Origin of the sequence: Streptomyces sp. NRRL B-3229 (assembly GCF_000719505.1) — a bacterium.
GTDB classification, from domain to species: Bacteria; Actinomycetota; Actinomycetes; order Streptomycetales; family Streptomycetaceae; genus Streptomyces; species Streptomyces griseorubiginosus.
In genome coordinates this window covers 239,940-265,311 of record NZ_JOGP01000003.1, presented here as the reverse complement: position 1 = coordinate 265,311, position 25,372 = coordinate 239,940, and the positions used below count along the sequence as shown (strand labels likewise).

The window sequence follows — 25,372 nt, the reverse complement described above, 5'->3', positions numbered from 1 at the left end:
CCCCACGTCGGGGGCTCGTCCGAAGCAGGCACCGGGCGCGGGACAATCGGCGTATGGCCAGTACATCCTCAGGACGCCAGGCGGACGCACGGGACCGGGACGACGACGGGCGGGCGCGCAACGCACAGGACCGGGACCACGAGGGGCGGGTCCGCGACGCGCGGGACCGGGACGAGGAAGGGCGGGCGCGCAACGCCCGGCCGCGGGACGGGCTCGGGCGGCCGCTGCCGTACGGCTCCGAGGGCGTCCCACGGCAGCCGGAGGGCTTGGTGCGCACCCCGCAGGAGACGGTGACCGAGGCCCAGGACCTGCTGGACGCCGGGCGGCCCTTCCACGCCCACGAGGTCTTCGAGGACGCCTGGAAGTCGGGCCCCGAGGAGGAACGCGGCCTGTGGCGGGGGCTGGCCCAGCTAGCCGTGGGCCTCACGCACGCGGCCCGCGGGAACGTCACGGGCGGCGCGAGGCTGCTGCGGCGCGGGGCCGGGGCGGTGACGGAGTGGGCGGCGTCGGGGGCCGGGCGGCAGCGGCCGTACGAGATGGACCTGGCCGGGCTCGCGCAGTGGGCGCGGGCGCTGGCGGAGGAGGTGGAACGGACAGCGGCACCGGTGGACGCACGGACCCGCCGTCCACGGCTGCGGGGGTGAGGGGCGGGACCTGTGGCCCGGCGGTGCGTCCGGGGGGCTGGGCCGCCGGACAGCCGTTCCCGGCGGTGCGTCCGGGGGGCTGGGCCGCCGGGTTGCCGTCCCCGTCGCGGCTGCGGGGTGACGCGGGGAACCCGTGCCCCGGCGGTGTGGCGAAGGGGGACCGCCAAGTGGCCGTCGCTGGGGCACGGGAGCACCGGGCCCCCGGTCGCGGGCCCGGCGCAGACCGGCCGGTGCCGCGGAGCCCGGTGACCCGGCGCACGGGCAGGACGCCCCCTCCCCGTCGCGCGAACGCCCGCGCACCCGTAAGCCCCGACGCGGTGACCTGCCTGTCAGTGGGGTGCGGCAGACTCGGGGGGTGCGAAAGATTCATGTCATCGGTATCGGCGCGGGCAACCCCGAGCAGCTGACCCTTCAGGCGGTCAGGGCGCTGCGGAGCACGGACGTGTTCTTCGTCCTGGACAAGGGCGAGGTGAAGAGCGACCTGACGCAGCTGCGCCGGGAGATGCTGGACACGCACGTACCCGAGGGCACCTACCGGGTGGTCGAGGCCCAGGACCCGGAGCGGGACCGGCGTGCGGGCGGCTCCGCGTACTCCCCCGCCGTCGGGGACTGGCGCAGCGCCCGCGCCGACATCTACGAGCGGCTGATCTCCGAGGAGCTGGGTGAGGAGGAGAGCGGCGCGTTCCTGGTGTGGGGCGACCCGGCGCTGTACGACAGCACGCTCGGCATCCTGGAGGAGATCCTTGAGCGCGGCTCGGTGACCTTCGACTACGACGTCGTGCCCGGCATCAGCAGTGTCTCGGCGCTCGTCGCCCGCCACCGCACCGGCCTGAACCGTGTCGCCCGCCCCGTCCAGATCACCACCGGCCGGCGCCTCGCGGAGGGGTTCCCCGAGGGCGTGGACGACGTGGTGGTGATGCTCGACGCCCACCAGTCCTTCCGCGCCTACGCCGACCAGGACATCGACATCTACTGGGGCGCCTACATAGGCACACCGGACGAGATCCTCGCGTCGGGACCGATCGCCGAGGCCGTCCCCCGGATCGAGCGGCTGCGCGCCGAGGCCCGGGAGCGCAAGGGCTGGATCATGGACACGTATCTGCTCCGCCGTCACCCGAAGCAGGGGTAGCCACGGAAACAAGGGTGGACACGAAAGCAGAGGTGGACACGGAAGCAGGGGTAGACACAGAAGCAGGGCTGGACACGGGAGAGCGGCCGTTACCCCCGAGCCCGCACGCAGGCACCCGCGCGGACCGCCCGGCATGCACGGATGGCCCAGCGGTGTGATCGTGCCCTTGTGACAGTCGCCGAGCACCCTGCGGAGTCCGCACCGCCCGCCGCCACCGCCCCCGCCGACCAGCCCCCCGTGCTGGACGCGCGCCGGCGCAACGTCGTCTTCGTGACGATCATGCTGGGGATGCTGCTCGCCGCCCTCGACCAGACCATCGTGGGCACCGCGCTGCCGACGATCGTCTCGGACCTCGGCGGCGCCCAGCACATGTCGTGGGTCGTCACGTCGTACCTCCTCGCGGAGACCGTCTCGACCGTGCTGGTCGGCAAGTTCGGTGACCTGTTCGGGCGCAAGGTGGTCTTCCAGGTCTCGGCGATCGTGTTCATCACGGGCTCGTTCCTGTGCGGTCTCGCCTCCGACATGTCGTTGCTGATCACGTGGCGGGCGATGCAGGGGGTCGGGGCGGGCGGTCTGATGGTGACGGCGATGGCGTTGATCGCCGACGTCATCCCGCTGCGCGAGCGGGGCAAGTACCAGGGCGCCATCGGGGCCGTGTTCGGGGTGGCCACCGTCATCGGCCCGTTGCTGGGCGGGCTGTTCACCGACCATCTGACCTGGCGCTGGGCGTTCTACGTCAACGTCCCGATCGCGATCATCGTGGTCTTCGCGGCCGCCCGCACCATCCCCGTCGTCAAGTCGGCCGTGCGGCCGGTGATCGACTACCTGGGCATCGCGTTCGTCGCGGTGGGCGCCAGCGCCCTGATCCTGGCGACGAGCTGGGGCGGCAACGAGTACGCCTGGGGCTCCGGCGTCATCATCGGCCTGTTCGTCGGCGGCGCTCTCGCGCTCGGGCTGTTCTGCTGGGTGGAGACCCGGGCCGCCGAACCCATGCTGCCGATGCGGCTGTTCAACAACCCGGTGTTCACGGTCTGCTCGATCCTCAGCTTCATCGTCGGCTTCGCGATGCTGGGCGCGATGACGTATCTGCCGACCTATCTCCAGTACGTCGACGGCGACTCGGCCACGGTCTCCGGCGTACGGACACTGCCCATGGTGATCGGCCTGCTGATCGCGTCGGTGGCCAGCGGCAACGTGGTGAGCAGGACCGGTCACTACCGGCTCTTCCCGATCGCCGGCTCGCTGGTGATGGGGCTCGGGCTGTTCCTGATGTCCCTGATGGGGTCGTCCACGGGCGCCTGGCTGGAGTCCCTGTACATGTTCGTGCTGGGCACCGGCATCGGGCTGTGCATGCAGGTGCTGACCATCGCCGTGCAGAACACCGTGGAGTACTCCGACCTCGGCACCGCGACCTCCGGCGTCACCTTCTTCCGTACGCTGGGCAGTTCCTTCGGCACCGCGGTCTTCGGCACGATCTACACCAACACCCTGAACCCGAACCTCAAGGACGGCATCGCCTCCGCCGTCCGGGCGGGCGGCGGCGGCCTGGACCCGGTCACGGTCACCAGGGCCGCGACCAGCCCGGAGGGCCTGCACCGACTGCCGTCGGCCGTCGCCGCACCGATCATCGACGCCTACGCCCAGACCCTCCAGACCGTCTTCCTGTGGACGGTGCCGGTGGCCGGGCTGGGCTTCGTCGTCGCCCTGTTCCTCAAGCAGGTCCAGCTGCGGGACAGCGCACGGGCCGGCTCGACCGACCTGGGCGAGGGGTTCGCGTCACCGTCCGGGGCGGACTCGCAGCGGGTGCTGGAGGCGACCGTGGGGAAGATCATCGGCAGTACCGACCTCGACACCGCGCGCCGGATCATCGCGGACTCCGACACCCGGCTGGACATCGCCGGGGCCTGGGCGGTGATGCAGGTGGAGCTGCACACGCGGATGGTCGGCCACGCCAGCCTCGGCATGATCGCCGCGCGCCGGCATCTGCCGCCCGAGGTGCTGCTGCCGGTCTTCGACCGGATGGTCGAGGAGGGCTATCTGACCCGGGCGGGTCATCTCCTCTCGCACACCGAGGGGGGCGCGCGCGAGGCCCGGGTCATCGGCGCCGCGTGGGGCAACTGGCTGGCGGACCGGGTGCAGCTGGACATCGGCCGCCCCTCGGGCACGGACCTGCGCGCCGCCGTGGACACGATCGCCAAGCGTCTCCTCGTCGAGGACCTCAGCACCGGACTCCCGCAGCGCACGAGGGAGTTGGAGGCAACCACGACCACCTGAAAACGGGGTGCCCGGCGGAACGCGTGTTTCACGACCCCGGTTCGCAGGCCTACGACTTCACCGACTCGGCTCTCGCTTCGAGTGGACGGCCCGCTTGACCTGGAGGGGCTGTCCCGGACCGTGAACGGCTGCTCCCGGCCCCCGCTCTGGCTGCGTGCCTGAACGCGGCACGGGGAGCTGTGGGCGTACGACCTCGCGCATCCGGACCTGATCCGGCGGTTCGTGGCCGCCTCGCTGCGCGAGCGGGACCCCTGGTACGAGCACGGCCGGAAGATGACCTGCGTCGCCCGGCTGCCCGTGTGGGTCAAGCGGGCACGGAACCGCGACGAGGTGCTCCGCACTTTCGACCGTATGCGGGCCTCGGTCACGGCGAGTTGAGGTCCAGCCACCGCAGGACTCCCGCCGGGTCCGGTACCTCCGTGACCCCGTGCGGCAGGGGCGGTCGGCGTACGACCACGACGGGCAGGGCCAGTTCGCGGGCGGCGGTGAGCTTGGCGGCGGTGGCCGCTCCCCCGCTGTCCTTGGTCACCAGGACGTCGATGCGGTGGGCCCGCAGGAGCGCCGACTCGTCCTCAACCGTGAACGGCCCGCGGGCCAGGAGGACTTCGGCGTGCGGCGGCATCGGCGGCTCGGGCGGCTCCACCGACCGTACGACGAAGTGGAGGCCGGTGAGAGGGGCGAACGCGGCCAGGTCCATCCGGCCGGTGGTCAGGAACACGCGTCGGCCGAGACCGGGCAGCGCCGCCGCGGCCTCGTCGAGGGAGTCGACCAGGTGCCAGCGGTCCCGTGGGCCGGGGCGCCAGCCGGGGCGGCGCAGCACCAGCGAGGGCACGCCGGTCACCGCGGCGGCCCGGGCCGCGTTGCCGGTGATGCCGCGGGCGAAGGGATGCGTGGCGTCGACCAGGGCGTCGACGTGCTCCTCCCGCAACCACTCGGCGAGCCCCTCCGCCCCGCCGAACCCCCCGACCCGCACCTCCCCCGCGACCGCCCCCGGCCTCGCCACCCGGCCCGCGAGGGAGGTGGTGACACGCACTCCCGGCCGGCCGGCGAGCACGGCGGCCAGCTCACGCGCCTCGGTGGTGCCGCCGAGAACCAGGACGTGGGGGGACATGACGGCCAGCGTACGAGGCCGAACACCCCCGCCCGTCACCGCACCAGCAACTGCACGGCCCCCACCACCGTCGCCGCGATCACCAACCGCTCGAAGAGGCGCTGGTTGATGCGGTTCACCGCCCATTTGCCGATGAACGCGCCCGGTACGACGAACACCACGAGGGCGAGGTCGAGCAGCAGGGAGTGGCCGTCGATCAGACCGAGGCCGAGGCTGAAGGGCACCTTGGAGACGTTGACGATGAGGAAGAAGAACGCCGAGGTGCCGAGGAAGCCGAGTTTGCGGAAGCCCGCCGACAGCAGGTACATCGACATCACCGGCCCGCCGGCGTTGGCGACCATGGTGGTGAAGCCGCCGAGGACGCCGTAGGAGCGGGCCTTGACACGGCCCGCGCGGGTGGCGACCGAGTCGGGTTCCTCCTCCGCGTCGGCCGTGCGGCGGCGCCAGACCGTCACCCCGGCCATCAGCAGCAGGATCGCGCCGATCGAGGTCCGTACGATCCCGTCGTCCGCCCACTCCAGGAACACGGTGCCCGCGACCACGCCGACCGCGACCGCCGGGAACAGCCGCCAGAGCGTCGGCCAGTGGGCGTGCCGTCGGTAGGTGAGCACCGCGAGCACGTCACCGGCGATCAGGATCGGCAGCAGCGCACCCGTGGAGGCGCGGGCGGGCAGTACGGCGGCGAAGATCGCGAGGCTGACCGTGTTGGCCCCGCTGACGGCCGTCTTGGAGAAGCCGACGAGCAGGGCCGCGGCGGCGAGCGCGGCGAACTCCCAGCCGGAGATGTGCCAGAGCGTCATCGTGTTCATGCGGAGACCGATGCTAAGTGCAGGTAACCGCCGCGGTAAGTGCCGTCTCGCCGAGTGGTCCTGTTGGCGCACTCCCGCCGCCCGGCAGGAGGCGGTCACGGGAAGACCGGACCGCGGGTCTTCGCGGATGTGACGGACTTCCCCGGCGACGTGCTCACACTCCGAGACGCCACTGTTTGCACCAGTACGCCCGGGGCACCCGCGCCCCCATGGAGTGGTTGCGTCGAGCGGCCTGCGTGGGCGAGGACCCCGAGCTGTTCTTCCCCGTGGGCACGGTAGGGCCCGCCGTGCGCGACATCGCGGCGGCCAAGCAGGTCTGCGCCCGCTGCCCGGTCCGCCCCGAGTGCCTGGAGTGGGCGCTCAGCACCGGGCAGACCTCGGGCGTGTGGGGCGGCACCTGCGAGCAGGAACGCGACGCGCTGCTCCGTACCGGCACTGACCATGCCCGAAGGAGGAGCACGGTATGACTGTGGTGAAGAGCACCCTGTCCGACTCGGCCCGCGAGACGGCCGGGGAGGCCCTTCAGAGCACCCTGGTGGATCTGATCGGCCTGTCGCTGATCGGCAAGCAGGCGCACTGGAACATCGTGGGCCCGCGTTTCCGGTCCATCCATCTGCAACTGGACGAGGTGGTGGCGACGGCGCGCACCTTCTCCGACACCGTGGCGGAGCGCTCCGCCGCCCTGGGGCTGCCGCCCGACGGCCGTCCGGAGACGATCGCGTCCGCGTACTCGCTGCCCGGCTCGAAGAGCGGCTGGATCAAGGACGACGAGGTCGTGCGGCTGGTGGCCGAGACGCTGGAGGCGGCGATCGGCCGGCTGCGCGAGCGCATCGAAGCCACCGAGAAGGCCGACCCGGTCACCCAGGATCTGCTGATCGGCATCACGGCCGAGCTGGAGAAGCAGCGCTGGATGTTCGAGGCCGAGAACTGGCCCCGGGACTGACCAGCCGCGAGCCGAAGGCGCACCCACCCACGGAAAGGCGCACCGCGATGACCGACGCCCTCGAACTCGAAGCGCTGTGGGAGGACTTCCACCGCGTGGTGAACATGACCTCGCAGGAACTCGCCGCCTGGTTGCGGGTGAGCGACGCCGTCGAGTCCTCGGAACCGCTGCCGGAGCACGCCGGCGAGCCGACCGGGCAGCATGTCCTGGCGATCCTCCAGAAGCGGCGGACGGACCTGACCGACGAAGACCTTGAGGTGATGTACCAGGTCGTGGAGACCGTCGAGGCCGAGGTCGACGTGGAGAACGAGCCCGTGGCCGAAGACAGCCCGCGCAGGCACCGGCTGATGTCCGTGGGACACGATCCCCTCAGGTCGTGACGCCCCCACGGACGCGGTGAAGAACCGCGCACACGCGCCCGTGCGCGCCGTACGGGAACTCCCGACGGCGCCCACGGGCGCGTGTGCGTATCCGCAGGCGAACTCCAACCCACCGTTCCAGCAGCCGGGTTGACGCATCCGGTGATCGGCGCCGACATGACCGAAGTCGGTCCCGAGCAGCCGGGTCGTCGTGGCACACTGCTCGCACATCCTGTCGAGCAGAGGAGCTGTGTGTGACCGGGACCGAGTCGGCCCGACGGCGGATCGACACGAGCAGGCCGCATCCGGCCCGGGTGTACGACTGGTTCCTCGGCGGCAAGGACAACTACCCCGTCGACGAGGAACTCGGACGGCAGATCACCGCCCAGGGCGACGCCCCCCGGCAGGCGCGTGCCAACCGCCGGTTCATGGAGCGGGCCACCCGGGTCGTCGTACGGGAGGCGGGGATCCGGCAGTTCCTCGACATCGGCTCCGGCATCCCCACCGAGCCCAACCTGCACCAGATCGCCCAGTCCGCCGTGCCGGACGCACGGATCGTGTACGTCGACAACGACCCGATCGTCCTGGCCCACGCGGCGGCCCTGCTGCACGGCACGCCGGAGGGGGCGACGCACTACATCCAGGCCGACGCCCGGGAGCCGGAGCGGATCCTCCAAGGGGCCTCGGCCGTGATCGACTTCGACCAGCCGGTCGCGCTGTCGCTGATCGCGCTGCTGCACTTCGTCTCCGCCGAGAACGGCGCCGAGGAACTGGTGGCCACGCTGGTCGACGCACTGGCGCCGGGCAGTTGTCTGGTGCTGTCCGCGATGACCGCGGACTTCGAGCCGGAGAAGGTGAACGCGGGCATCGCGGCGTACACGGCGAAGGGCGTGACCCTGGTGGCGCGCACGCACGACGAAATGAGCCGTCTCTTCAAGGGACTCGAGGTGCTGGAGCCGGGGATCGTGTCCCTGTCGCAGTGGCGCCCGGACGAGCGGGAGGACGGCGAGCCGGTGTCGCTGTACGGGGCGGTCGGCATCAAGCGCTGACGGCATCAAGCGCTGACGGCTTCAAGCGCCGGCCCTCCTCCGACCGGGTCCGGGTCAGTCCTTCCTCCTCGCCGCTCCCAGCAGTTCCTCCAGCCGGTCGAAGCGCTCGTGGACGGCGTGCAGGGTCTCCGCGCCGAGCTGGTGGGGGCCGTGCCGCCGCTTCTGCTCCCGTGCCACGAACCAGGTCGCGAGGGCCGCGGTGACCATGCCGTAGGTCGTGATCCCCACGACCATGACGACCGTGCCGGTGACCCGGCCCCACCAGGTCACCGGGAAGAAGTCGCCGTATCCGACGGTGGTCGCCGTCTCGACCGACCACCACAGGGCCTTCGGGTACGAGGTCAGATTGGCGCCCCGCGCCCCCTCCTCGGCGGCGACGACCGCCCAGGAGCCGAGGAGCATCACGAGGAGCAGGACGGCCGTGGCACCGCCCGCCGCCTTCAGATGGAGCGAGCGTCCCTCCCGGCCGAGCAGCACCCCGAACGCCCTGGTGAGGAAGCCGGGCAGCATGCGCACTCCTCGCGCCGGGGGGTCCGTACCCGGCCAGTGTCGCCGCCGGCGGATCAGGGAGCATCCCGGACGGGGCGTTCAGGTCGCGGTTTCCGGGACAAGCTGATCATCGGGCGGCACAATGGCGGCAACGGCCGCACGAGAAGGAGCACTGTCGTGAGCGAGAGCCACACCCCGTCGGGCGTATCGGCGAGGCTGAACACAGGTGTGGCGCACAACGCGCGCGTGTGGAACTACTGGATCGGCGGCAAGGACAACTACGAGGTCGACCAGCATGTCGGCGACCATGTCGCCGGGATGTTCCCGATCATCCGCGAGATCGCCCGCGCGGACCGCTGGTTCCTGGGCCGCTCGGTGCGCTTCCTCGCCGAGGAGCAGGGCATCCGGCAGTTCCTCGACATCGGCACCGGGCTGCCGACCGTGGACAACACCCACCAGATCGCGCAGCGCATCGCGCCCGACGCGCGGATCGTCTACGTCGACAACGACCCCATCGTGCTGGTCCACGCCCGCACCCTGCTGACCAGCACCCACGAGGGCGTCACCGACTACATCGACGCCGACGTCCACGACCCGGCGACCATCCTGGAACGCGCTTCCCGGACCCTGGACTTCAGCAAGCCGGTCGCGGTGATGATGCTCGGCATCCTCAACTTCGTCCTCGACACCGACGAGGCCCGCCGGATCGCCCGCGAGGTCATGGCCGCGCTGCCCTCGGGCAGCCATCTCGCCCTGACGCACCCGACGTTCGACCCCGAACTGGGCGGCGAGGGCCAGATCCCGGCCATGAAGTTCTGGAACGAGAACGCCACTCCGCCGATCACCGCCCGCAGCGGAGCGGACATCGCCTCCTTCTTCGAGGGCCTTCAACTGCTCGAACCGGGCCTGGTCTCGTGCTCCCAGTGGCGTGCCGACTCGGACTCCCCGGCCGTGGTACCGCAGTACGGCGCGGTGGCCGTGAAACCCTGACGCGGGATCCGATCCGGCCGAGCCCGTCGTGGAGGACGTATGACCACCCTTGCCGACCCCGTCCCCGGCGGACGTCCCGGTGATGTCGACCGGGCGACCGTCCTGGGCGAGGAGCTCACCAAGAAGGGTGTGCACGGTGTGGTCCTCGCCTACGTCGACACGGCGGGCGTCTGCCGGGTGAAGACCGTGCCGACGGCCAAGCTGCCCGCCGCGGCGGCCTGGGGCGTGGGCATGTCACCGGTGTTCGACACCTTCCTGGCGAACGACTCCATCGTCACCACCGACACCCTGGGCTCCCCCGACGGCGATCTGCGCCTCTACCCCGACCTCGACCGGCTGGTGGCCCTGGCCGGGCAGCCCGGCTGGGCCTGGGCGCCGGTCGACCGGATCACCCAGGAGGGCGAGCCGCATCCGGGCTGCTCCCGCACGGTGCTGCGGCGGATCGTCACCGAGGCCGCCGAGCGGCACCGGATCACCTTCAGGGCGGGCGTCGAGATCGAGTGGGCGGTGGGCCAGGGCCCGGTGGCCGACGGTGACTTCAAGCCCGCCGCGTGGGGCCCGGCGTACGGCGCCGTCCGGCAGGTCGAACTCGGCGACTACACCGCCGACCTGCTGGCGGCCTGCGCCCAGCAGGGCATCGAGGTGGAGCAGCTCCATCCCGAGTACGCGGCCGGGCAGTTCGAGATCTCGACGAGCGCGCTGGACCCGGTGGCGGCGGCCGACGTCAGTGTGCTGGTCCGCCAGACGATCCGGGCGGTGGCCCAACGCCACGGGCTCGTCGTCTCTTTCGCCCCGGCGGTGTTCGCGGAAGGCGTCGGCAACGGCGGCCATCTCCACCTCTCCGCCTGGCGCGACGGCGTGAACCTGCACTCCGGCGGCACGGGCCGCTACGGCATGACCGCGGACGCGGAGTCGTTCATCGCGGGTGTGCTCGCCCATCTGCACGCCCTCACCGCCCTGACCGCGCCGAGCCCCGCCAGCTATCTGCGGCTCAAACCGTCCCAGTGGGCGGGCGTGTTCAGCGTCTGGGGCCGGGAGACCCGGGAGGCGGCCGTCCGGATCGTCACCGGCACGGCGGGCCTGACCGACCGGTCCGCGAACCTGGAGCTGAAGCCGGTCGACCTGGCCGCCAACCCGTATCTCGCCTTCACCGGCCTGATCGCCGCCGGTCTCGACGGACTGGCCTCGGCCATGCCGCTGCCCCGGGAGGTCACCGGCGATCCGGCCCTGCTCCCCGCCGACCAGGCCGCCGCGGCGGGCGTACGCCGGCTGCCGACCTCGCTGTCCCAGGCGGTACGGGCGTTCCGCGCCGACGAACGGCTGCGGGCCGCGCTCGGCCCGGCCCTCGCCGACGCCGTGGTCGCCGTGCGCTTCGGGGAGAGCGATGCCGTGGCCGACCTGGACGACGAACAGATCGCGGCGGCGTACCGCTGGAAGTACTGAGATGAGCGGACGTCCCCAGCACACCCCGGGTCCGGGCACGCATCCCGTCCACGAGGCCCTCGCCGCCGCCCGTCTCGTGGACCACCACTGCCACGGGGTCGTCACCGACCCTCTCGACCGCCAGGGTTTCGAGTCGCTGCTCACCGAGGGCGCGGCCTGGCCCGGGATCTCCCCGTTCGACAGCCCGGTCGGCGTGGCGGTCCGCCGTCACTGCGCGCCCGTACTGGACCTGCCCCGCCACGCCTCGCCCGAGGACTACCTGGCCCGGCGCGCCGAACTCGGGGTGCAGGAGGTCGACCGCCGCTTCCTGGCCGCCGCGGGCACGGACGTCCTCTGTGTGGACACCGGATATCTGCCGGAACGTCTCAGCACCCCGGCTCAGCTGGCGGAGGCGGCGGGCGGGACGGCGTACGAGGTCGTCCGGCTGGAGAGCGTCGCCGAGGCGGTCGCGGCGCGGGGCGTGACGGCACGGTCGTACGCCGACGTGTTCCGCGCGGCGGCCCTGGAGGCGGTGGGACGGCCCGGTGTGGTGGCCGTGAAGTCGGTCGCCGCCTACCGCACCGGCTTCGCCCTGGACCCGGCCCGGCCCACCGAGCAGGAGGTCACCCGCGCGGCCGGGGACTGGCTGGCCCGCGGTGGCCGACTCGCCGATCCGGTGCTCGTACGGCATCTGCTGTGGACCGCCGTGGACCTGGGCCTGCCGCTCCAGCTGCACACCGGGTTCGGCGACAGCGACATCCGGATGCACCGCGTCGACCCGACCCTGCTCACGGACTGGCTGCACCTGACCGCGGGCACCGTACCGGTCCTGCTGCTGCACTGCTGGCCGTACCAGCGGCAGGCCGCCTATCTCGCCGCGGTGTTCGAGCAGGTGTACCTGGACGTCGGTCTCACCCTCCACCATGTCGGCCCGGCGCGGTCTCGGGCGATCCTGGCGGAGGCGCTGGAGATCACCCCGTTCCGCAAGCTCCTGTACAGCTCGGACGCGTACGGACTGGCCGAGTTCCATCTGCTCGGCGCGCTGTCCTTCCGGCAGGGGCTGGGCGCGCTGCTCCAGGAGCGGGTGGACGCCGACGAGCTGAGCCTGCCGGACGCGGTGCGCCTCGCGGCCTGGACGAGCGGGGACAACGCCCGTCGCCTCTATGGACTTCCTGCCCCGCCCCCGTCCCACCAGGCGGGCGCGCCTGAGCGCCCGCCGTCCCCGGAAAGTATGATCTAGCAATGTCTGACTTGACCGATACCACGCCCGGCTGGCTGAGCGCCGACGACCTCGAGCAGGCGCGCGCCCGGATGCCCATCCTGTACGTCGAGGCGGTGCCCGTGCGCGTCGACGACAGCGGCGAAGTCACCAGCGTCGGCCTGCTGCTGCGCATCGGACCCGACGGAACGGTCAGCCGGACCCTGGTCTCCGGCCGCGTTCTGCACCACGAGCGGGTCCGGGACGCCCTGCTGCGCCACCTGGAGAAGGACCTGGGGCCCGTGGCGCTGCCCCGGATTCCCTCCTCGCTCCAGCCGTTCACGGTGGCGGAGTACTTCCCGACTCACGGGGTCACGCCGTACCACGACCCGCGCCAGCACGCGGTGTCCCTCGCCTACGTCGTTCCGGTGACCGGTGACTGCCGACCTCGCCAGGACGCCCTGGACCTGGTGTGGTTCAGCCCGCAGGAGGCCTTGTCACCGGCGGTGGAGAGCGAGATGCCCGGCGGGCACGGAGTGCTGCTCAAGCAGGCGCTGGCCCATGTCGGCTGCGTGATCTGACCCGCTCAGTCGGATTCCTTGCGCTGGGTGGTGCCCGGCTCGCCGCCGTCCCGTGTCCAGGCGACGACGAGTTCGTCCTTGGTGCCGAAGCGGACCAGGTGGCTGCCGACCACCCCCTCCAGGAGGTCGAGGTGCTCGGACTCCGTCTCCAGCGTCAGCAGCAGCGCGCCCTCGGTTGCGGTGAGGGAGCCCCTGCCTCCGTTCTGGAAGAGCAGGCTGCCCTCACCGCTCTCCTCGTCCCAGCTGGTCGTGGAGCGACGCCCGAGATGTGAGGCGAGCTGCTTGGCGTAGCGGTGCGGGCGGTCGGTGGCGACGCGGGCTTCGGAGCGGGGCATGGGTACTCCCGGGAGTGCGGCGGTGCGGACGGAACTCGATGCTGCGGCAACACCGGGCGCCGCACGCCCATTCCGCGCTCCTCCCCACCGTGCCGACTAGGCGCGGATCTTGCTCGTCATGGCGAACTCGTCGGCCTCCGCGAGGTCGAACTCCCCGTGGTCGCTGCCCAGTCCCTGGGCGACGAGCGCGGCGGCGGCACTGCCGAGGACGGCCGCCTCGCGGGGCGTACGGCCCAGGCTCACCCCGCGCAGGAAGCCCGCGGAGAAGGCGTCGCCGCAGCCGGTGGTGTCGACGACCTCGACCTCGAAGGCGGGGATCGTCTCGGTGTCCTCGGCCGTGACCAGGAGGGCGCCTTCGCCGCCGCGGGTGACCGCGACCAGGCCCACCCCGCCGGCCAGGAACTTCCTGGCGCCGGTGACGAGGTCCTCCTCCTCGCTGAAGCCGACGACCTGGTCGTCGTTGGGGAGCAGGAAGTCGATGTACGGGAGCAGCGGCTCGATCTGGTCGAAGGTGCCGAGGTAGCCCGGGGCGAGGAGGTCGACCGAGGTGACGACGCCGTGGTCCTTGGCGTGTGCCAGGACGCGGACGGCGACGTCGGCGCCGATGAGTTCGGGTCCGCCGAGGTGCAGATGGCTAGCTTCGGCGACCGCGTCCCAGGGGATGTCGTCGAGGCCGTAGGTGATGTTGGCGCCGAGCAGGTGGAGGGAGGGGCGGTCGCCGTTGGGGCGGATCGGCAGGACGCTCGCGGAGGTGGCGGTGTCCCGGCGCCGCACCAGCAGTTCGGTGTCGATGCCCGCCTTCCGCAGCAGCTGGATCAGCAGGTCGCCCGTGGGGTCGGTGCCGATCGCTCCGGTGGTGCGGACCGAGGCGCCCAGCTTGGCGAGGGTGAGGGCGGTGCCGGCCGCCGTGCCGGCGGCGGTCATCCGGATGTCCTCGACCAGGGTCGCGCCCTGCCCCTCGGGTATCTCCTCGACCGGCCGGACCAGCACGTCCAGTACGTGCACACCCATGGTGACGACGTTCATCTGTTCCCCTCCTGAGCGGATTGCGTGGTGCCGTAGTTGCGGGCGAGGGCGGCCTCGATCACCGCGATCTGCTGCTGTTCGTCGAGGGCGCGCGGCGTCCCGAGGACGGCCGCGCGCTGGTACACACCGCAGGCCCATTCGAGGAGCAGCGCGTGCTCGACGGCCTTGTCGAGGGTCGGGGCATGGGTGACGGCACCGTGGTTGGCCATCAGGGCGGCACCTCTCCCCTCCAGCGCGGTGAGGACCGACTCGGCGAGTTCCGGGGTGCCGAAGGTGGCGTAGGGCGCGACCCGGACGGTGCCGCCGAGCGCGAGCAACTGGTAGTGGATGCAGGGCAGTTCGTCGAGGACGAGGGAGAGGGCGGTGGCCATCGGGGCGTGGGTGTGCACGACGGCCGTGGTGCCGTAGCGCCGGTAGACACCGAGGTGGAGGTCGAGCTCCGAGGTGGGCAGCAGGTCTCCGGCCACGATCTCGCCGTCGAGGTCCACGACGGTCACCTGCTCCGGGGTGAGCTCGGCGAGGACGGCTCCGGTCGCGGTGATGGCGACCCGGTCCTCGACCCGCACGCTGACGTTGCCGGCCGTACCGATGAGCAGGCCCTCGGCCCCCAGACGGCGACAGGCGGCCGCCACGGCGACCCGTTCCTCGCTCAGCACCGGGCTTGAGTCGGTCATGCGCGCGACGCTAACCTAAACGTGAAACAAAGTCACGTTCACGTTCGGAGGTGGTCCCGTGGCCGAGTCCGCCCCGGGCGCCGACCCCGCCGCCTGGATCGCCTCCCTGCGCCGCACCCCCCAGCAGGCCCGCAGCCGGGCCCGGCTGGCCAGGGTGCTGGACGCCGCGGAGCGCATCCTGGTCGAGGAGGGCGTGGAGGCGCTCACCACGACCCGGATCGCGTCCGAGGCGCGGGTGTCGGTCGGCTCGCTGTACCAGTACCTGCCCGACCGCGGTGCGATCATCGAGGCGCTGGCGGCCGGTTACTTCGCGAAGCTGGAAGCGGCGATGGACGCGCTCGCTTCGGCCGCGGCCACCGAGCGCTGGGAGGACCCGGTCGGCGTCCTCATCGACGCGTACGCGGAGATCTACCGCACCGAGCACGGCTTCCGCGCCCTGTGGTTCGGCAGCGGACTGACCGAGCGGACCCGGGCCGCGGACCGGGAGCACAAGCGCCGGATGGCCGACGGGATCCGCCGCATCCTGCTCACCCTGCGTCTCGCCGAGGACGACGACACCCTGGCCCGCGTCTGCCACGCGGCCGTACTCGCCGCCGACGCCCTCGCGCAGGAGGCGTTCCGCCGGGACGTCAAGGGGGACGCGGCACTGCTGGAAGAGGCGAAGATCCTGCTGCGGGGTTACCTCACGGACGTCGCGGCGCGGTACAACGTCTCCTGACGTCTTCGAACCGACGGGGGACCCATGCGGCTCACCTTCACCGGCCGGGTGATCGAATGGCGCGGCCCGGCCCCCTACTACTTCGTCCCGGTGCCCGACCAGGAGTCCGCCGACATCGGCGAGGTGGCGAGGGCGGCCACGTACGGCTGGGGCGTGATCCCGGTCGAGGCCCACATCGGCGAGACCACCTTCACGACCTCGCTCTTCCCGAAGGACGGCGGCTACCTGCTCCCCCTCAAGAACGCCGTACGCAAGCCGGAGGGACTCGACGCGGGGGACGACGTACGGGTGGAGATGACGGTCCGCCTCCAGCGCCCGGTTGGCTGAAACCTCAACTCATCACACCTGAAGCACAGTTGTCGCACAGCGCCCTGGTTGACAGGCTCGCCTCGCCGACGGCAATACACGCACAAGTGTGCGAACGCATGCGTGTGACCACGGGGTCGGTGAACGAGGCCCATGTCATCTCACCAGGGGGAACACTCACGGGGTGGTCACCCTCTCCGTCGACGGAGCGAACGGCGACTGGTGGACCCTGGACCTCAGCGGCAACGGCCGCGGCTGCAACCAGCTGACCGGCACCTGCACCGTCTCCGCGGTGGAGTTCGGCCCCCAGGGCTACGTCAAGAAGCTCGACGCCGCCTTCGAGCAGCCCGGACTACGGCCGGCAGGTGACGGTCGGCGAGACGGTGGCGGTCCGTCTCACCCGGGTCTGCCCCGGTGAAAGCCACAGGGTGACGGGCCGCGGAGCCCCGCTGTCGTACGGACCGGACCAGGTACGGACGACGGCCAGGGGCTCTGCATGCACTGGGGGAACCGCATGCGCGACCACCCCAAGCCTCTCGGCCGGCTGATCACGACACCCACGTATCGTGCGACCGTGACCGACACCGAGCCCCTGTGGCTGCCCGACATGCCGTTGCACGATCCGTTCGTCGTCGCCCACGAGGGGACGCGGACGTACTACCTCTTCACCTCCAACGAGCCGTCGGTGTCGGGGGTGGAGGGGGTCGGGACGATGGTCTACCGCAGTCGTGATCTGCGCGAGTGGACGCGGCCTGTGGTGGTGTTCCGGACCGACGAGCAGGAGGGGCTCTGGGCGCGGGAGGGCGGATGGGCGCCGGAGGTGCACGCCTGGGGCGGCCGTTACTACCTGTTCACCACCCTGCACGACGAGAGCCGACCGCTGCCGGTGCCGCCGGCCGGGCGGTGGGGCACGCCTTTCCAGCTGCCGAACCACGCACGCGGGACGGTCACCGCCGTGTCCGACTCGCTGCTGGGCCCCTTCACCGTCGTCGACCCGACCGGACCCACCCCGCCCGCGCACCTCATGACCCTCGACGGCACGCTCCACGTCGATCCGGCCGGGCAGCCCTGGATGGTGTACGCGCACGAGTGGCTCCAGACCGTGGACGGGACCATGGAGGCCGTCCGGTTGGCTCCGGATCTCACCACGACGATCGGTGACCCCGTCTTCCTGTTCAAGGGCTCGGACGCGTCCTGGCTCGGTGAGCAGATCCCCGCGGGCGTACCGCACCAGCTCGCGCCCTACGTCACCGACGGCCCCCAACTCCATCGCACCCCCGACGGCGGCCTCCTCATGCTCTGGTCCACGTACGAGAAGAACACGGCGGGTGCGGACGGCACCGTCAGCGGTGCTTACGTGCAGACCTACGCCGTCTCCAAGTCCGGTGAGCTGCAAGGGCCTTGGGAGCAACGGCGGCCGCTGGTCCGGGACGACAGCGGGCACGGCATGCTGTTCCGGGCCTTCGACGGACGGCTGATGATGATCCTGCACCGCCCCTTCGAGAACGCGCGCGGGAAGCTGTACGAGATGCGCTTCGAGGGCGACGAGCTGCGGGTGGTGCGGCAGTGCACCGACCTCGACGGCGACGGGGCCGGCGTCTGAGGCGGGTGCGGACGGGCCGGATTCAGATGGCCTCGCGCACGGCCCGCTCGAAGCCCTCCACATGGCTGCGGGCGAGCTGTGCCGCGCGGTCGGCGTCCCCGGCCACGATCGCCCCGATCAGCGGGCCGTGCTCCTCGACATGTCCCGCCATGCCGGACAGCCGGTCCACGAACAGGCACCAGATGCGGGTGGCCAGGTTGTCGTGGCGGACGAGGGTGTCCTCCAGGTACGGGTTGTGCGTGGCGGTGTAGACGGCCCGGTGCACCCGGAGGTCCAGCCGCATCAGCTCGGCGGGGTCCCGGCCGAGGCCTCCGTCCTCCAGTTCCGCTCGCAGTGCCGCCAGGTGCGCCCGGTCGCCGGCCGTGGCGCGCCGCGCGGCCCGGGCGGCGGCCAGGGGCTCCAGTTCCAGGCGGACCTCGGAGATGTGTGCCAGGTCGGTGATGTTGACCTCGGTGGCGAAGGTGCCGCGCCGCGGGTATGTCGTGATCAGGCGTTCGTACTGGAGCCGCTTGAGCGCCTCGCGCACCGGCGTGCGGCCGACGCCGAGCAACTGGCCCAGCTGCTCCTCGTTGATCGGCGCTCCGGGGCGGATCTCCAGCATGACGAGCCGGTCGCGGATGGCGCGGTACGCGCGCTCGGCGAGCGACAGCTCCTCGGCCTCGGCCGCGACCTGCTGCATGGATGCCCCCTTGACCGGTCCCCACAAGCTCCCATACTTTACCGCACAGGTTGATATATCAGTTGCCCATGAGTTGACTCTCAGAATGGTGCACAGATGGCAACGAGTACGCCGCTCACCACGCCCACCGCCTCCCTCTCCCTCCCGCTCGAGGAACTCGACCCGGAGGTCGCCGCTGCGGTCGGCGCCGAGCTGCACCGCCAGCAGTCCACCCTCGAGATGATCGCCTCGGAGAACTTCGCCCCGGCCGCGGTCATGGAGGCCCAGGGCTCGGTCCTGACCAACAAGTACGCCGAGGGCTACCCGGGCAGCCGCTACTACGGCGGCTGTGAACACGTCGATGTCATCGAGCGGTTGGCCATCGCCCGCGTCAGGGAGCTCTTCGGCGCCGAGGCCGCCAACGTCCAGCCGCACTCGGGCGCCCAGGCCAACGCGGCCGCGATGTTCGCCCTGTTGCAGCCCGGCGACACCATCCTCGGGCTCGACCTGGCCCACGGCGGGCATCTGACCCACGGCATGCGCCTCAACTACTCGGGCAAGCTGTACGACGCTGTGCCCTACCACGTGCGCGAGTCCGATCTCCGCGTCGACATGGACGAGGTCGAACGGCTCGCCATCGAACACCGGCCGAAGATGATCGTCGCGGGGTGGTCGGCCTACCCCCGGCAGCTGGACTTCGCGGAGTTCCGCCGGATCGCGGACGCGGTGGGCGCGTATCTGATGGTGGACATGGCGCACTTCGCCGGCCTGGTGGCCGCGGGGCTGCATCCGAACCCGGTGCCGTACGCCGATGTCGTCACGACCACCACCCACAAGACCCTCGGCGGTCCGCGCGGCGGTGTGATCCTGAGCCGGGCCGACCTGGCCAAGAAGATCAACTCGGCGGTCTTCCCGGGGCAGCAGGGCGGACCGCTGGAGCATGTCGTCGCGGCGAAGGCGGTGGCCTTCAAGGTGGCCGCCTCGGAGGAGTTCAGGGAGCGGCAGCGGCGCACCCTGCGGGGTGCGAAGATCCTCGCCGGCCGGCTGCTCGCCGACGATGTCGCCGAAGCCGGGATCACCGTCCTGACCGGCGGCACCGAAGTGCACCTGATCCTGGTCGACTTGAGGAACTCCGAGCTCGACGGCAAGCAGGCCGAGGACCGGTTGCACCGCATCGGCATCACGGTCAACCGCAACGCAGTGCCGTTCGACCCACGTCCGCCCATGGTCTCCTCGGGGCTGCGCATCGGCACCCCCGCCCTGGCCACCCGCGGTTTCGGCGAGACGGAGTTCCGTGAGGTCGCCGACATCATCGCGGAGTGCCTGAAGGGCGAACGCCCCGCGGACGAGCTGCGCACGCGGGTCGAGAAGCTGGCCGCGGCGTTCCCGCTCTACACGGACGGCTCCCGACGGGACTGAGAGATCCAAGAGATGTAAAGGGCCACGAAAAGGGCCATGGGAAGTGGCATGGGAAAGGCCGTTTTCCCATCAATGGGAAAACGGCCTCCGACCTGCGTGAAGCTGGTCGGGACGACAGGATTTGAACCTGCGACCCCTTGACCCCCAGTCAAGTGCGCTACCAAGCTGCGCCACGTCCCGGTGCCCGTCTGACCTGGGGTTTCCCCTGGCCGAACGCGCAAAGAAACCATACCGCACTCGGGTCGATGGTCGCGCACCCGTTTCCGCTCGGCCTTGGTCCCGGCCGGGCACGGGATCTCGCCTTCTGGGCTCGTCCGGCAGCCCGAGCGCCGGATACGCGTCGAGCAGCCGCGACGGGGCCGCCTGACGCCAGGAGTCGGCGAGGATGTCCTTCAGTTCCGCCTCGTCCTCGATCGCGGACAGGTAGGCGCGCACCCACGCGAACTGCGCCTCGTGGTCGGCGATCCAGAACTTTCCCGGTTCCGCCAGCACCAGTTCGTCGCGCTCCTCCTTGGGGCAGCGCACGGCGAGGGAGGTCTCGTCCTCGGGCAATGTGGCGAACATCTTACCCGCGACCCGGAACGTGGGCATGCTCCAGGCGATCTTCTCCGTGGTGTCCGGCAGGGACAGGGCGATACTGCGTACGTCTTCGGCGTCCGGCATGACAGGCACGGTAGCGGCCCGCACTGACAATCACCTGGTGGGAGGGGGCGCCGATCGCCTGGCAGGACATTCGCCCATCACCTGGTGGGGCCGCCGTCGCCGACCACCCGGTGGGAGCGGGCGCCGATCACCCGGTGGGAGCGGTCGCACCCAGCCGCTTGTAATACAGCGTCGTCGGCCGCAGCGCTCCGCCGGGATCGGCCGCGTAGTCGGGGATGACCCCGGCCCGGACCCAGCCCGCCGAGTCGTAGAGGCGTTCGGCGGGGCTGTCGGTCTCGGTGTCGAGGTGGAGCAGGGTGATGCCGGCCGCGGCGGCGGCCTCTTCCGCGACTCCGAGGAGCGTGCGACCGAGACCACGTCCACGGGCACTCCGGTGCACCATCAGCTTGACCAGCTCGGCGCGGTGGCGGGAGTTGGGCTTGTCGGGGAAGGCCAGACTGACCGTGCCGACCACGCGGTGGTCGTCGAAGGCGGCCCACACGGCCAGCTGTCCGGCGGTCACCGCGGCCGCGCGCCCCTTCCACCAGGCGACGGCCACGGCCCGGTCGAGGGGCGCGAGGAATCCGATGGAGGCACCGCCGTCCACGGTGTCGACCAGCAGCTCGGCCAACTCCTCGACGTGTTCCGTCAATTGGGCCTCGTCCAGGTGGGTCGCGCTCACGGCAGCACCACCGCCAGTGCGTACCGCGCCGCGTCGGGGCCCGGGCAGCGGAACCGGGTCGGTCCCCAAACCCGCAGCCGCAGGCAGTCCCCGGTGTCGAGATGGTGGTCGGCTCCCTGCGCGGTGACGTCGAGCGCGCCCGCCAGGACCCAGATGTGCTGTTCGAGACCGGGCACGGGCGGGCGGTCGTAGGAGATGTCGGCGCCGGCGGCGAGACGCCCCTCGACGAGTTCGCCGCGCAGCCCGGGATGCGGCGGGGACACGGACCGCCGCACGAACCCGGAGGCGGCGTCCTCCCACACCGTCTGCTCGGCGCCGCGCACCAAGGGGGCGGGCTCGGCCTCGACCTCGCTGAGCAGCTGCGACATGGTCCGCCCGTACACCCCGCAGAGCCGGTTCAGCAGCGAGGCGGTCGGACTGATCTCGGCCCGCTCGGCACGCGAGAGAGTCGACTTGCTGACTCCGCTGCGTTCGGCCAACTCCCCCAGGGACCAGCCGCGTTCGGCCCGCAGCAAGGCCAGCCGGGCGGCGAGTCGGACATCGACGGAGTCGACCTCGCTCGGGACCACGTCATGTTTCATATCCGGGACGTTATCCCTGATATGAAACAGGGAGGTTTCCGTGAGCTCTCAGTCAAGATCTCCGGCCGCCGCGCGCTCCGCGGCCGCCCGCATCACCCCAAGATCTCAGCCAAGCTCTCGGTCAGGCTTTCAGTCGGCGGCTACGCCCCGGCCGCCTCGCCCAGCGCCTCCAGCACCGGCCGGATCAGCGGATGGTCTTCCGCCCCCCGCCGCACCGCCGCGAACACCCGCCGTGTCGGTGCCGGCCCGTCCACCGGTCGTACGACCACCCCCGCGAGGTCCATCCCGCGCAGCGCCGAGCGCGGCACCAGCGCCACCCCGGCGCCCGCCGAGGCGAGGGCCACCACCGCGCGGAAGTCGTCCGAGGAGTGCTCCAGGCCGGGCTGGAAACCGGCGTTCTCGCAGGCCAGCACCACCACGTCATGGCAGGGGTTGCCTGGGTAGGGGCCGATCCAGGGGTCCTTGGCGAGCTCCGCCAGCGGCACCTCGCCCGCGTCGGCGAGCCGGTGGCCGGCCGGGACGACCGCGTCGAAGGGCTCGGCGTACAGGGGCACGTGCGCCAGGCGGGGGTCATCGGCCGGCGGGGCCCCGCGGTACTCCACCGCGACCGCCACGTCGACCTGCCGGTCCAGCACCATCGGCAGGCTGGCGTCGCCCTCGGCGTCCTGGACCCGCAGGCGGATACCGGGGGCGGTCCTGGCGAGCCGGGTCACCGCGGGCGCCACGACCAGCGCGATGCCGGTCGCGAAGGACGCGACGGTGACCGTGCCGGCCTCCCCCGCACCGTACGCGGCGAGTTCGGCCTCCGCCCGCTCCAGCTGGGCGAGGACCGCGTTGGTGTGGCTGAGCAGGATCTCGCCGGCGGCGGTCAGCCGTACGCCTTTCGCGCCCCGCTCGACGAGCCGGTGGCCGGTCTCCTGCTCCAGCGCCGTCAGCTGCTGGGAGACCGCGGAGGGCGTGAGATACAGCGCGGCGGCAGCCGCCGTCACCGTACGGTGGTCGGCCACCGCACGCAGGATGTGGAGCCGCCGCGCTTCGATCATGCGACTGATTGTCTCAAATGCACCCGCGTGGTCCGGCTCGGCGCTCGGGGCCGCTGAGTCCCCGAGCCCGGTGCAGCCGCCCAGCCCGGCTCACGTGCCGAGCCCGGCTCAGTCCCCGAGCTCCGCGCGGGCCGCGACGAAGGCCTCCACCGCGCGGTTCACGTCCTCGGTGGAGTGCGCGGCCGACAGCTGGACGCGGATCCGCGCCTGGCCCTGCGGCACCACCGGGTAGGAGAACCCGATCACGTACACCCCGCGCTCCAGCAGCAGCTCCGCCAGCCGGCCCGCCCGGGAGGCGTCGCCGATCATCACGGGCGCGATGGCGTGGTCGCCGGGGAGGATCTCGAAGCCCTCCTCCGTCATGCGCCGACGGAACAGGGCCGTGTTCTCGCGCAGCCGCACCCGCAGGTCGTCGGCCGACTCCAGCAGGTCCAGGACCTTCAGGGAGGCCGCGGCGATCACCGGGGCGAGCGTGTTGGAGAAGAGGTACGGCCGTGAGCGCTGGCGCAGCAGGGCGACGATCTCGGCGCGGGCGGCGACGTACCCGCCCGATGCGCCGCCGAGGGCCTTGCCGAGGGTGCCGGTGATGATGTCGACACGGTCCATCACGCCGTGCAGCTCGGGGGTGCCGCGCCCGCCGGGGCCGACGAAGCCGACGGCGTGCGAGTCGTCGACCATGACCATGGCGTCGTACCGGTCGGCGAGGTCGCAGATCTCGCGCAGGGGCGCCACGTAACCGTCCATGGAGAAGACGCCGTCGGTGACGACCAGACGCCGACGCGCGTCGGAGGCGTCCTTCAACTGCCTTTCCAGATCGGCGAGATCACGGTTGGCGTAGCGGTAGCGGCGGGCCTTGGACAGGCGGATGCCGTCGATGATGGACGCGTGGTTCAGGGCGTCGGAGATCACCGCGTCCTCGGGGCCCAACAGGGTTTCGAAGACACCGCCGTTGGCGTCGAAGCAGGAGGAGTACAGGATCGTGTCCTCCTGCCCGAGGAAGGCGGACAGGCGGGCCTCCAGCTCCTTGTGCACCTCCTGGGTGCCGCAGATGAAGCGGACCGAGGCCATGCCGTAGCCCCAGCGGTCCAGCGCGGCGTGCGCGGCGGCGACCACCTCGGGGTGGTCGGCGAGGCCGAGGTAGTTGTTGGCGCAGAAGTTGAGGACCTCACCGGGGCGGCCGCCCGCGGAGACGTTCACGGTCGCCGACTGCGGGGTGTCGATCACGCGCTCGGGCTTGTGCAGTCCGGCGGCGCGGATCTCGTCGAGGGTGGCGCGCAGGTCGTCGCGCACGGAGTCGAACATCGTCAGTCCCTAGGTCAGTTGGTCCAGTCGAGGATGACCTTGCCGCCGCGGCCGCTCGCCGCGTCGGCGAACGCCGCCTCGAAGTCGCGGTGGCCGTACCGGCCGGTGATCACGGGGGCGAGGTCGAGGCCGCCCTCCAGGAGGACCGACATCGCGTACCAGGTCTCGAACATCTCACGGCCGTAGATGCCCTTGAGGGTGATCATCGAGGTGACGATCCGGGCCCAGTCCACAGGAAACTCCGCGGCCGGCAGCCCCAGCATCGCGATCCGGCCGCCGTGGGTCATGTTGGCGATCATGTCGCGCAGCGCCTCGGGGCGGCCGGACATCTCCAGGCCGATGTCGAAGCCCTCGCGCAGCCCCAACTCCCGCTGCCCGTCCACGATCTGTGCCTCCGACACATTGAGCGCGAGGCTCACCCCGATCTTGCGGGCCAGCTCCAGGCGCTCCTCGCTGACGTCGGTGATCACGACGTTGCGGGCACCCGCGTGCCGGGCGACCGCCGCGGCCATCAGGCCGATCGGTCCCGCCCCGGTGATCAGCACGTCCTCGCCGACCAGTGGGAAGGACAACGCGGTGTGCACGGCGTTGCCGAACGGGTCGAAGATCGCGGCCACGTCGAGTTCCACCGGCACCCGGTGCACCCACACATTGGCCGCGGGCAGGGCCACGTACTCGGCGAAGGCCCCGTCCCGCCCGACACCGAGGCCGATCGTGGCCCGGCACAGGTGCCGCCGCCCGGCGAGGCAGTTGCGGCACTTCCCGCAGACGAGGTGCCCCTCGCCGCTCACCCGGTCCCCGACCTGGATCTCCTGGACGTCGCGCCCGGTCTCGACGACCTCGCCGACGAACTCGTGCCCGAGGACGAGCGGGGTGCGGATCGCCTGCTGGGCCCAGCCGTCCCAGTTCCGGATGTGCAGATCGGTGCCGCAGATCCCCGTGCGCAGCACCTTGATCAGCACATCGCCGGGTCCGACGGCGGGCTCCGGGACGTCCGCGAGCCAGAGCCCGGGCTCGGCCCTCTCCTTGACCAGCGCCTTCACGCTACGGCTCCTGTGGGTACGAGGGGTGGGAACGCCCAGCAATCTGCCGTACGACGCCGCCCTGGTCCATCGAGGATTTCTTAAGCGGCCCCACAGCTCGGCTTCATGCCTGCGGCAGCCGGGCGGCCGGGGTGTCGAGGCCGAGGTCGCCGGCGGCGTCTTGAGAACCTCGGTCGGCGCTCGGCACACGGCCGGGTCAGGGCGGCCGACGACCCGGGGTGCCGGTGCGTGCGGCTGCGCGTCGAGGCGGATTCCCGCATCCCATGGTCATCGGGGGCCGATCGCGGAGAGAATCGACCGAGGACGGAAGGACCCGCGGTCCTGGCACCCTCGCCCCGCACC

28 protein-coding genes, 1 tRNA gene and 2 pseudogenes are annotated in these 25,372 nt (G+C 71.6%); 17 read left to right on the top strand and 14 right to left on the bottom strand.

All coding sequences use genetic code 11. The features are described 5' to 3' along the window. Positions 1-53: 53 nt before the first annotated feature. From IF54_RS0106155 to IF54_RS43235, 4 genes and pseudogenes are all read left to right on the top strand, one after another. Positions 54-644 (top strand): DUF309 domain-containing protein, encoded by a 591-nt coding sequence (locus IF54_RS0106155; protein ID WP_030315318.1) that lies wholly within the window; start codon positions 54-56, stop codon positions 642-644. Between the two features lie 355 nt (positions 645-999). Beyond that, complete coding sequence (cobF, locus tag IF54_RS0106150; RefSeq protein WP_030315316.1) at positions 1,000-1,773, top strand: precorrin-6A synthase (deacetylating); 774 nt, start codon at positions 1,000-1,002, stop codon at positions 1,771-1,773. Between the two features lie 168 nt (positions 1,774-1,941). Beyond that, a complete protein-coding gene (locus tag IF54_RS0106145) occupies positions 1,942-4,047 on the top strand; it encodes an MDR family MFS transporter (protein WP_030315314.1) in 2,106 nt (701 codons plus the stop codon). Positions 4,048-4,188: 141 nt separating this feature from the next. Next, positions 4,189-4,425 (top strand): annotated as a pseudogene (locus tag IF54_RS43235) (hypothetical protein); the annotation flags it as partial. Here the strand turns inward: IF54_RS43235 and IF54_RS0106135 are convergent. Beyond that, entirely contained in the window at positions 4,412-5,158 is a 747-nt protein-coding gene (locus tag IF54_RS0106135) for a cobalt-precorrin-6A reductase (RefSeq protein ID WP_030315312.1), read from the bottom strand. The pseudogene IF54_RS43235 and the gene IF54_RS0106135 overlap by 14 nt on opposite strands. 35 nt (positions 5,159-5,193) lie before the next feature. Next, positions 5,194-5,967 carry a sulfite exporter TauE/SafE family protein gene (locus tag IF54_RS0106130; protein ID WP_030315310.1) on the bottom strand — a complete coding sequence of 258 codons (774 nt, stop codon included), beginning with the start codon at positions 5,965-5,967 and terminating at the stop codon, positions 5,194-5,196. Positions 5,968-6,176: 209 nt separating this feature from the next. Between IF54_RS0106130 and IF54_RS0106125 the strand changes: the two genes are divergently transcribed. From IF54_RS0106125 to IF54_RS0106110, 4 genes are all read left to right on the top strand, one after another. After that, a complete protein-coding gene (locus IF54_RS0106125) occupies positions 6,177-6,434 on the top strand; it encodes a WhiB family transcriptional regulator (protein WP_030315309.1) in 258 nt (85 codons plus the stop codon). Further along, positions 6,431-6,910 carry a Dps family protein gene (locus IF54_RS0106120; protein WP_030315306.1) on the top strand — a complete coding sequence of 160 codons (480 nt, stop codon included), beginning with the start codon at positions 6,431-6,433 and terminating at the stop codon, positions 6,908-6,910. The genes IF54_RS0106125 and IF54_RS0106120 overlap by 4 nt, the downstream gene beginning before the upstream one ends. 47 nt (positions 6,911-6,957) lie before the next feature. After that, entirely contained in the window at positions 6,958-7,290 is a 333-nt protein-coding gene (locus IF54_RS0106115) for a DUF3140 domain-containing protein (RefSeq protein ID WP_030315305.1), read from the top strand. Between the two features lie 233 nt (positions 7,291-7,523). Then, a complete protein-coding gene (locus IF54_RS0106110) occupies positions 7,524-8,318 on the top strand; it encodes an SAM-dependent methyltransferase (RefSeq protein WP_030315303.1) in 795 nt (264 codons plus the stop codon). 54 nt (positions 8,319-8,372) lie between these two features. Here IF54_RS0106110 and IF54_RS0106105 read toward each other — a convergent pair whose 3' ends face one another. Beyond that, positions 8,373-8,828 (bottom strand): potassium channel family protein, encoded by a 456-nt coding sequence (locus IF54_RS0106105; protein ID WP_030315301.1) that lies wholly within the window; start codon positions 8,826-8,828, stop codon positions 8,373-8,375. A 156-nt stretch (positions 8,829-8,984) separates the two neighbouring features. Between IF54_RS0106105 and IF54_RS0106100 the strand changes: the two genes are divergently transcribed. The 4 genes from IF54_RS0106100 to IF54_RS0106085 are packed head-to-tail and all read left to right on the top strand — an operon-like array spanning position 8,985 to position 12,998. Beyond that, a complete protein-coding gene (locus tag IF54_RS0106100) occupies positions 8,985-9,797 on the top strand; it encodes an SAM-dependent methyltransferase (protein ID WP_030315299.1) in 813 nt (270 codons plus the stop codon). A gap of 39 nt (positions 9,798-9,836) precedes the next feature. Beyond that, positions 9,837-11,240: a glutamine synthetase family protein gene (locus tag IF54_RS0106095; protein WP_030315297.1), complete on the top strand. Its 1,404-nt coding sequence runs from the start codon at positions 9,837-9,839 to the stop codon at positions 11,238-11,240. 1 nt (position 11,241) lies between these two features. Continuing rightward, positions 11,242-12,459: an amidohydrolase family protein gene (locus IF54_RS0106090; protein WP_051735338.1), complete on the top strand. Its 1,218-nt coding sequence runs from the start codon at positions 11,242-11,244 to the stop codon at positions 12,457-12,459. 2 nt (positions 12,460-12,461) lie between these two features. Continuing rightward, positions 12,462-12,998: an NUDIX hydrolase family protein gene (locus IF54_RS0106085; protein WP_030315295.1), complete on the top strand. Its 537-nt coding sequence runs from the start codon at positions 12,462-12,464 to the stop codon at positions 12,996-12,998. Positions 12,999-13,003: 5 nt separating this feature from the next. Here the strand turns inward: IF54_RS0106085 and IF54_RS0106080 are convergent, their stop codons facing one another. The 3 genes from IF54_RS0106080 to IF54_RS0106070 form a co-directional block, all read right to left on the bottom strand. After that, entirely contained in the window at positions 13,004-13,333 is a 330-nt protein-coding gene (locus IF54_RS0106080; protein WP_030315293.1) for a DUF2218 domain-containing protein, read from the bottom strand. A 96-nt stretch (positions 13,334-13,429) separates the two neighbouring features. Further along, positions 13,430-14,359 carry a carbohydrate kinase family protein gene (locus IF54_RS0106075; protein ID WP_030315291.1) on the bottom strand — a complete coding sequence of 310 codons (930 nt, stop codon included), beginning with the start codon at positions 14,357-14,359 and terminating at the stop codon, positions 13,430-13,432. Then, positions 14,356-15,033 carry a class II aldolase/adducin family protein gene (locus IF54_RS0106070; protein WP_030315289.1) on the bottom strand — a complete coding sequence of 226 codons (678 nt, stop codon included), beginning with the start codon at positions 15,031-15,033 and terminating at the stop codon, positions 14,356-14,358. The genes IF54_RS0106075 and IF54_RS0106070 overlap by 4 nt, the downstream gene beginning before the upstream one ends. 58 nt (positions 15,034-15,091) lie before the next feature. Here IF54_RS0106070 and IF54_RS0106065 point away from each other — a divergent pair, with 58 nt between their 5' ends. The 4 genes from IF54_RS0106065 to IF54_RS0106050 all read left to right on the top strand — a co-directional run bounded on the left by IF54_RS0106065 (position 15,092) and on the right by IF54_RS0106050 (position 17,660). Continuing rightward, positions 15,092-15,751 (top strand): TetR/AcrR family transcriptional regulator, encoded by a 660-nt coding sequence (locus IF54_RS0106065; protein ID WP_030315287.1) that lies wholly within the window; start codon positions 15,092-15,094, stop codon positions 15,749-15,751. A 24-nt stretch (positions 15,752-15,775) separates the two neighbouring features. After that, positions 15,776-16,078: a DUF1905 domain-containing protein gene (locus IF54_RS0106060; protein ID WP_030315284.1), complete on the top strand. Its 303-nt coding sequence runs from the start codon at positions 15,776-15,778 to the stop codon at positions 16,076-16,078. A gap of 163 nt (positions 16,079-16,241) precedes the next feature. Further along, the gene (locus tag IF54_RS42020) at positions 16,242-16,475 is read left to right on the top strand and encodes a hypothetical protein (protein WP_030315282.1); all 234 of its coding nucleotides are present in this window, start codon (positions 16,242-16,244) and stop codon (positions 16,473-16,475) included. 189 nt (positions 16,476-16,664) lie between these two features. Next, the gene (locus IF54_RS0106050) at positions 16,665-17,660 is read left to right on the top strand and encodes a glycoside hydrolase family 43 protein (protein ID WP_107047799.1); all 996 of its coding nucleotides are present in this window, start codon (positions 16,665-16,667) and stop codon (positions 17,658-17,660) included. A gap of 22 nt (positions 17,661-17,682) precedes the next feature. On the opposite strand, the gene IF54_RS0106045 is transcribed toward IF54_RS0106050, so the two are convergent. Continuing rightward, positions 17,683-18,339: a GntR family transcriptional regulator gene (locus IF54_RS0106045; RefSeq protein ID WP_030315276.1), complete on the bottom strand. Its 657-nt coding sequence runs from the start codon at positions 18,337-18,339 to the stop codon at positions 17,683-17,685. A gap of 96 nt (positions 18,340-18,435) precedes the next feature. Between IF54_RS0106045 and glyA the strand changes: the two genes are divergently transcribed. Next, entirely contained in the window at positions 18,436-19,737 is a 1,302-nt protein-coding gene (gene glyA, locus IF54_RS0106040; RefSeq protein ID WP_030315274.1) for a serine hydroxymethyltransferase, read from the top strand. Between the two features lie 103 nt (positions 19,738-19,840). On the opposite strand, the gene IF54_RS0106035 is transcribed toward glyA, so the two are convergent. From IF54_RS0106035 to tdh, 7 genes and pseudogenes are all read right to left on the bottom strand, one after another. Then, positions 19,841-19,917, bottom strand: a tRNA-Pro gene (locus IF54_RS0106035). A 198-nt stretch (positions 19,918-20,115) separates the two neighbouring features. After that, positions 20,116-20,400, bottom strand: a pseudogene (locus tag IF54_RS44140) (MmcQ/YjbR family DNA-binding protein); the annotation flags it as partial. A 127-nt stretch (positions 20,401-20,527) separates the two neighbouring features. After that, complete coding sequence (locus IF54_RS0106030) at positions 20,528-21,061, bottom strand: GNAT family N-acetyltransferase (RefSeq protein WP_030315273.1); 534 nt, start codon at positions 21,059-21,061, stop codon at positions 20,528-20,530. Beyond that, positions 21,058-21,642, bottom strand: coding sequence for a helix-turn-helix domain-containing protein (locus tag IF54_RS0106025; protein ID WP_030315271.1), 585 nt, complete (start codon positions 21,640-21,642; stop codon positions 21,058-21,060). Before IF54_RS0106025 ends, IF54_RS0106030 begins: the two co-directional genes overlap by 4 nt. A 140-nt stretch (positions 21,643-21,782) precedes the next feature. Next, positions 21,783-22,685 (bottom strand): LysR family transcriptional regulator, encoded by a 903-nt coding sequence (locus tag IF54_RS0106020; RefSeq protein ID WP_030315268.1) that lies wholly within the window; start codon positions 22,683-22,685, stop codon positions 21,783-21,785. Positions 22,686-22,793: 108 nt separating this feature from the next. Further along, positions 22,794-23,987 (bottom strand): glycine C-acetyltransferase, encoded by a 1,194-nt coding sequence (locus tag IF54_RS0106015; RefSeq protein ID WP_030315265.1) that lies wholly within the window; start codon positions 23,985-23,987, stop codon positions 22,794-22,796. A 14-nt stretch (positions 23,988-24,001) separates the two neighbouring features. Then, entirely contained in the window at positions 24,002-25,030 is a 1,029-nt protein-coding gene (gene tdh, locus IF54_RS0106010; RefSeq protein WP_030315262.1) for an L-threonine 3-dehydrogenase, read from the bottom strand. Positions 25,031-25,372: the final 342 nt, after the last annotated feature.

Excerpts from the sequence above, each read along its gene's own strand:
- IF54_RS0106120 (WP_030315306.1), top strand. The coding sequence starts at position 6,431 with ATGACTGTGGTGAAGAGCACCCTGTCCGACTCGGCCCGCGAGACGGCC.
- IF54_RS0106015 (WP_030315265.1), bottom strand. The coding sequence starts at position 23,987 with ATGTTCGACTCCGTGCGCGACGACCTGCGCGCCACCCTCGACGAGATC.
- IF54_RS0106115 (WP_030315305.1), top strand. The coding sequence starts at position 6,958 with ATGACCGACGCCCTCGAACTCGAAGCGCTGTGGGAGGACTTCCACCGC.
- IF54_RS0106090 (WP_051735338.1), top strand. The coding sequence starts at position 11,242 with ATGAGCGGACGTCCCCAGCACACCCCGGGTCCGGGCACGCATCCCGTC.
- IF54_RS0106080 (WP_030315293.1), bottom strand. The coding sequence starts at position 13,333 with ATGCCCCGCTCCGAAGCCCGCGTCGCCACCGACCGCCCGCACCGCTAC.
- IF54_RS0106155 (WP_030315318.1), top strand. The coding sequence starts at position 54 with ATGGCCAGTACATCCTCAGGACGCCAGGCGGACGCACGGGACCGGGAC.
- IF54_RS0106045 (WP_030315276.1), bottom strand. The coding sequence starts at position 18,339 with ATGCAGCAGGTCGCGGCCGAGGCCGAGGAGCTGTCGCTCGCCGAGCGC.
- IF54_RS0106105 (WP_030315301.1), bottom strand. The coding sequence starts at position 8,828 with ATGCTGCCCGGCTTCCTCACCAGGGCGTTCGGGGTGCTGCTCGGCCGG.
- IF54_RS0106020 (WP_030315268.1), bottom strand. The coding sequence starts at position 22,685 with ATGATCGAAGCGCGGCGGCTCCACATCCTGCGTGCGGTGGCCGACCAC.
- IF54_RS0106025 (WP_030315271.1), bottom strand. The coding sequence starts at position 21,642 with ATGAAACATGACGTGGTCCCGAGCGAGGTCGACTCCGTCGATGTCCGA.
- glyA (WP_030315274.1), top strand. The coding sequence starts at position 18,436 with ATGGCAACGAGTACGCCGCTCACCACGCCCACCGCCTCCCTCTCCCTC.
- IF54_RS0106070 (WP_030315289.1), bottom strand. The coding sequence starts at position 15,033 with ATGACCGACTCAAGCCCGGTGCTGAGCGAGGAACGGGTCGCCGTGGCG.
- IF54_RS0106050 (WP_107047799.1), top strand. The coding sequence starts at position 16,665 with ATGCCGTTGCACGATCCGTTCGTCGTCGCCCACGAGGGGACGCGGACG.
- IF54_RS0106085 (WP_030315295.1), top strand. The coding sequence starts at position 12,462 with ATGTCTGACTTGACCGATACCACGCCCGGCTGGCTGAGCGCCGACGAC.
- IF54_RS0106125 (WP_030315309.1), top strand. The coding sequence starts at position 6,177 with ATGGAGTGGTTGCGTCGAGCGGCCTGCGTGGGCGAGGACCCCGAGCTG.
- IF54_RS0106095 (WP_030315297.1), top strand. The coding sequence starts at position 9,837 with ATGACCACCCTTGCCGACCCCGTCCCCGGCGGACGTCCCGGTGATGTC.
- IF54_RS0106075 (WP_030315291.1), bottom strand. The coding sequence starts at position 14,359 with ATGAACGTCGTCACCATGGGTGTGCACGTACTGGACGTGCTGGTCCGG.
- IF54_RS0106060 (WP_030315284.1), top strand. The coding sequence starts at position 15,776 with ATGCGGCTCACCTTCACCGGCCGGGTGATCGAATGGCGCGGCCCGGCC.
- IF54_RS0106130 (WP_030315310.1), bottom strand. The coding sequence starts at position 5,967 with ATGAACACGATGACGCTCTGGCACATCTCCGGCTGGGAGTTCGCCGCG.
- IF54_RS0106135 (WP_030315312.1), bottom strand. The coding sequence starts at position 5,158 with ATGTCCCCCCACGTCCTGGTTCTCGGCGGCACCACCGAGGCGCGTGAG.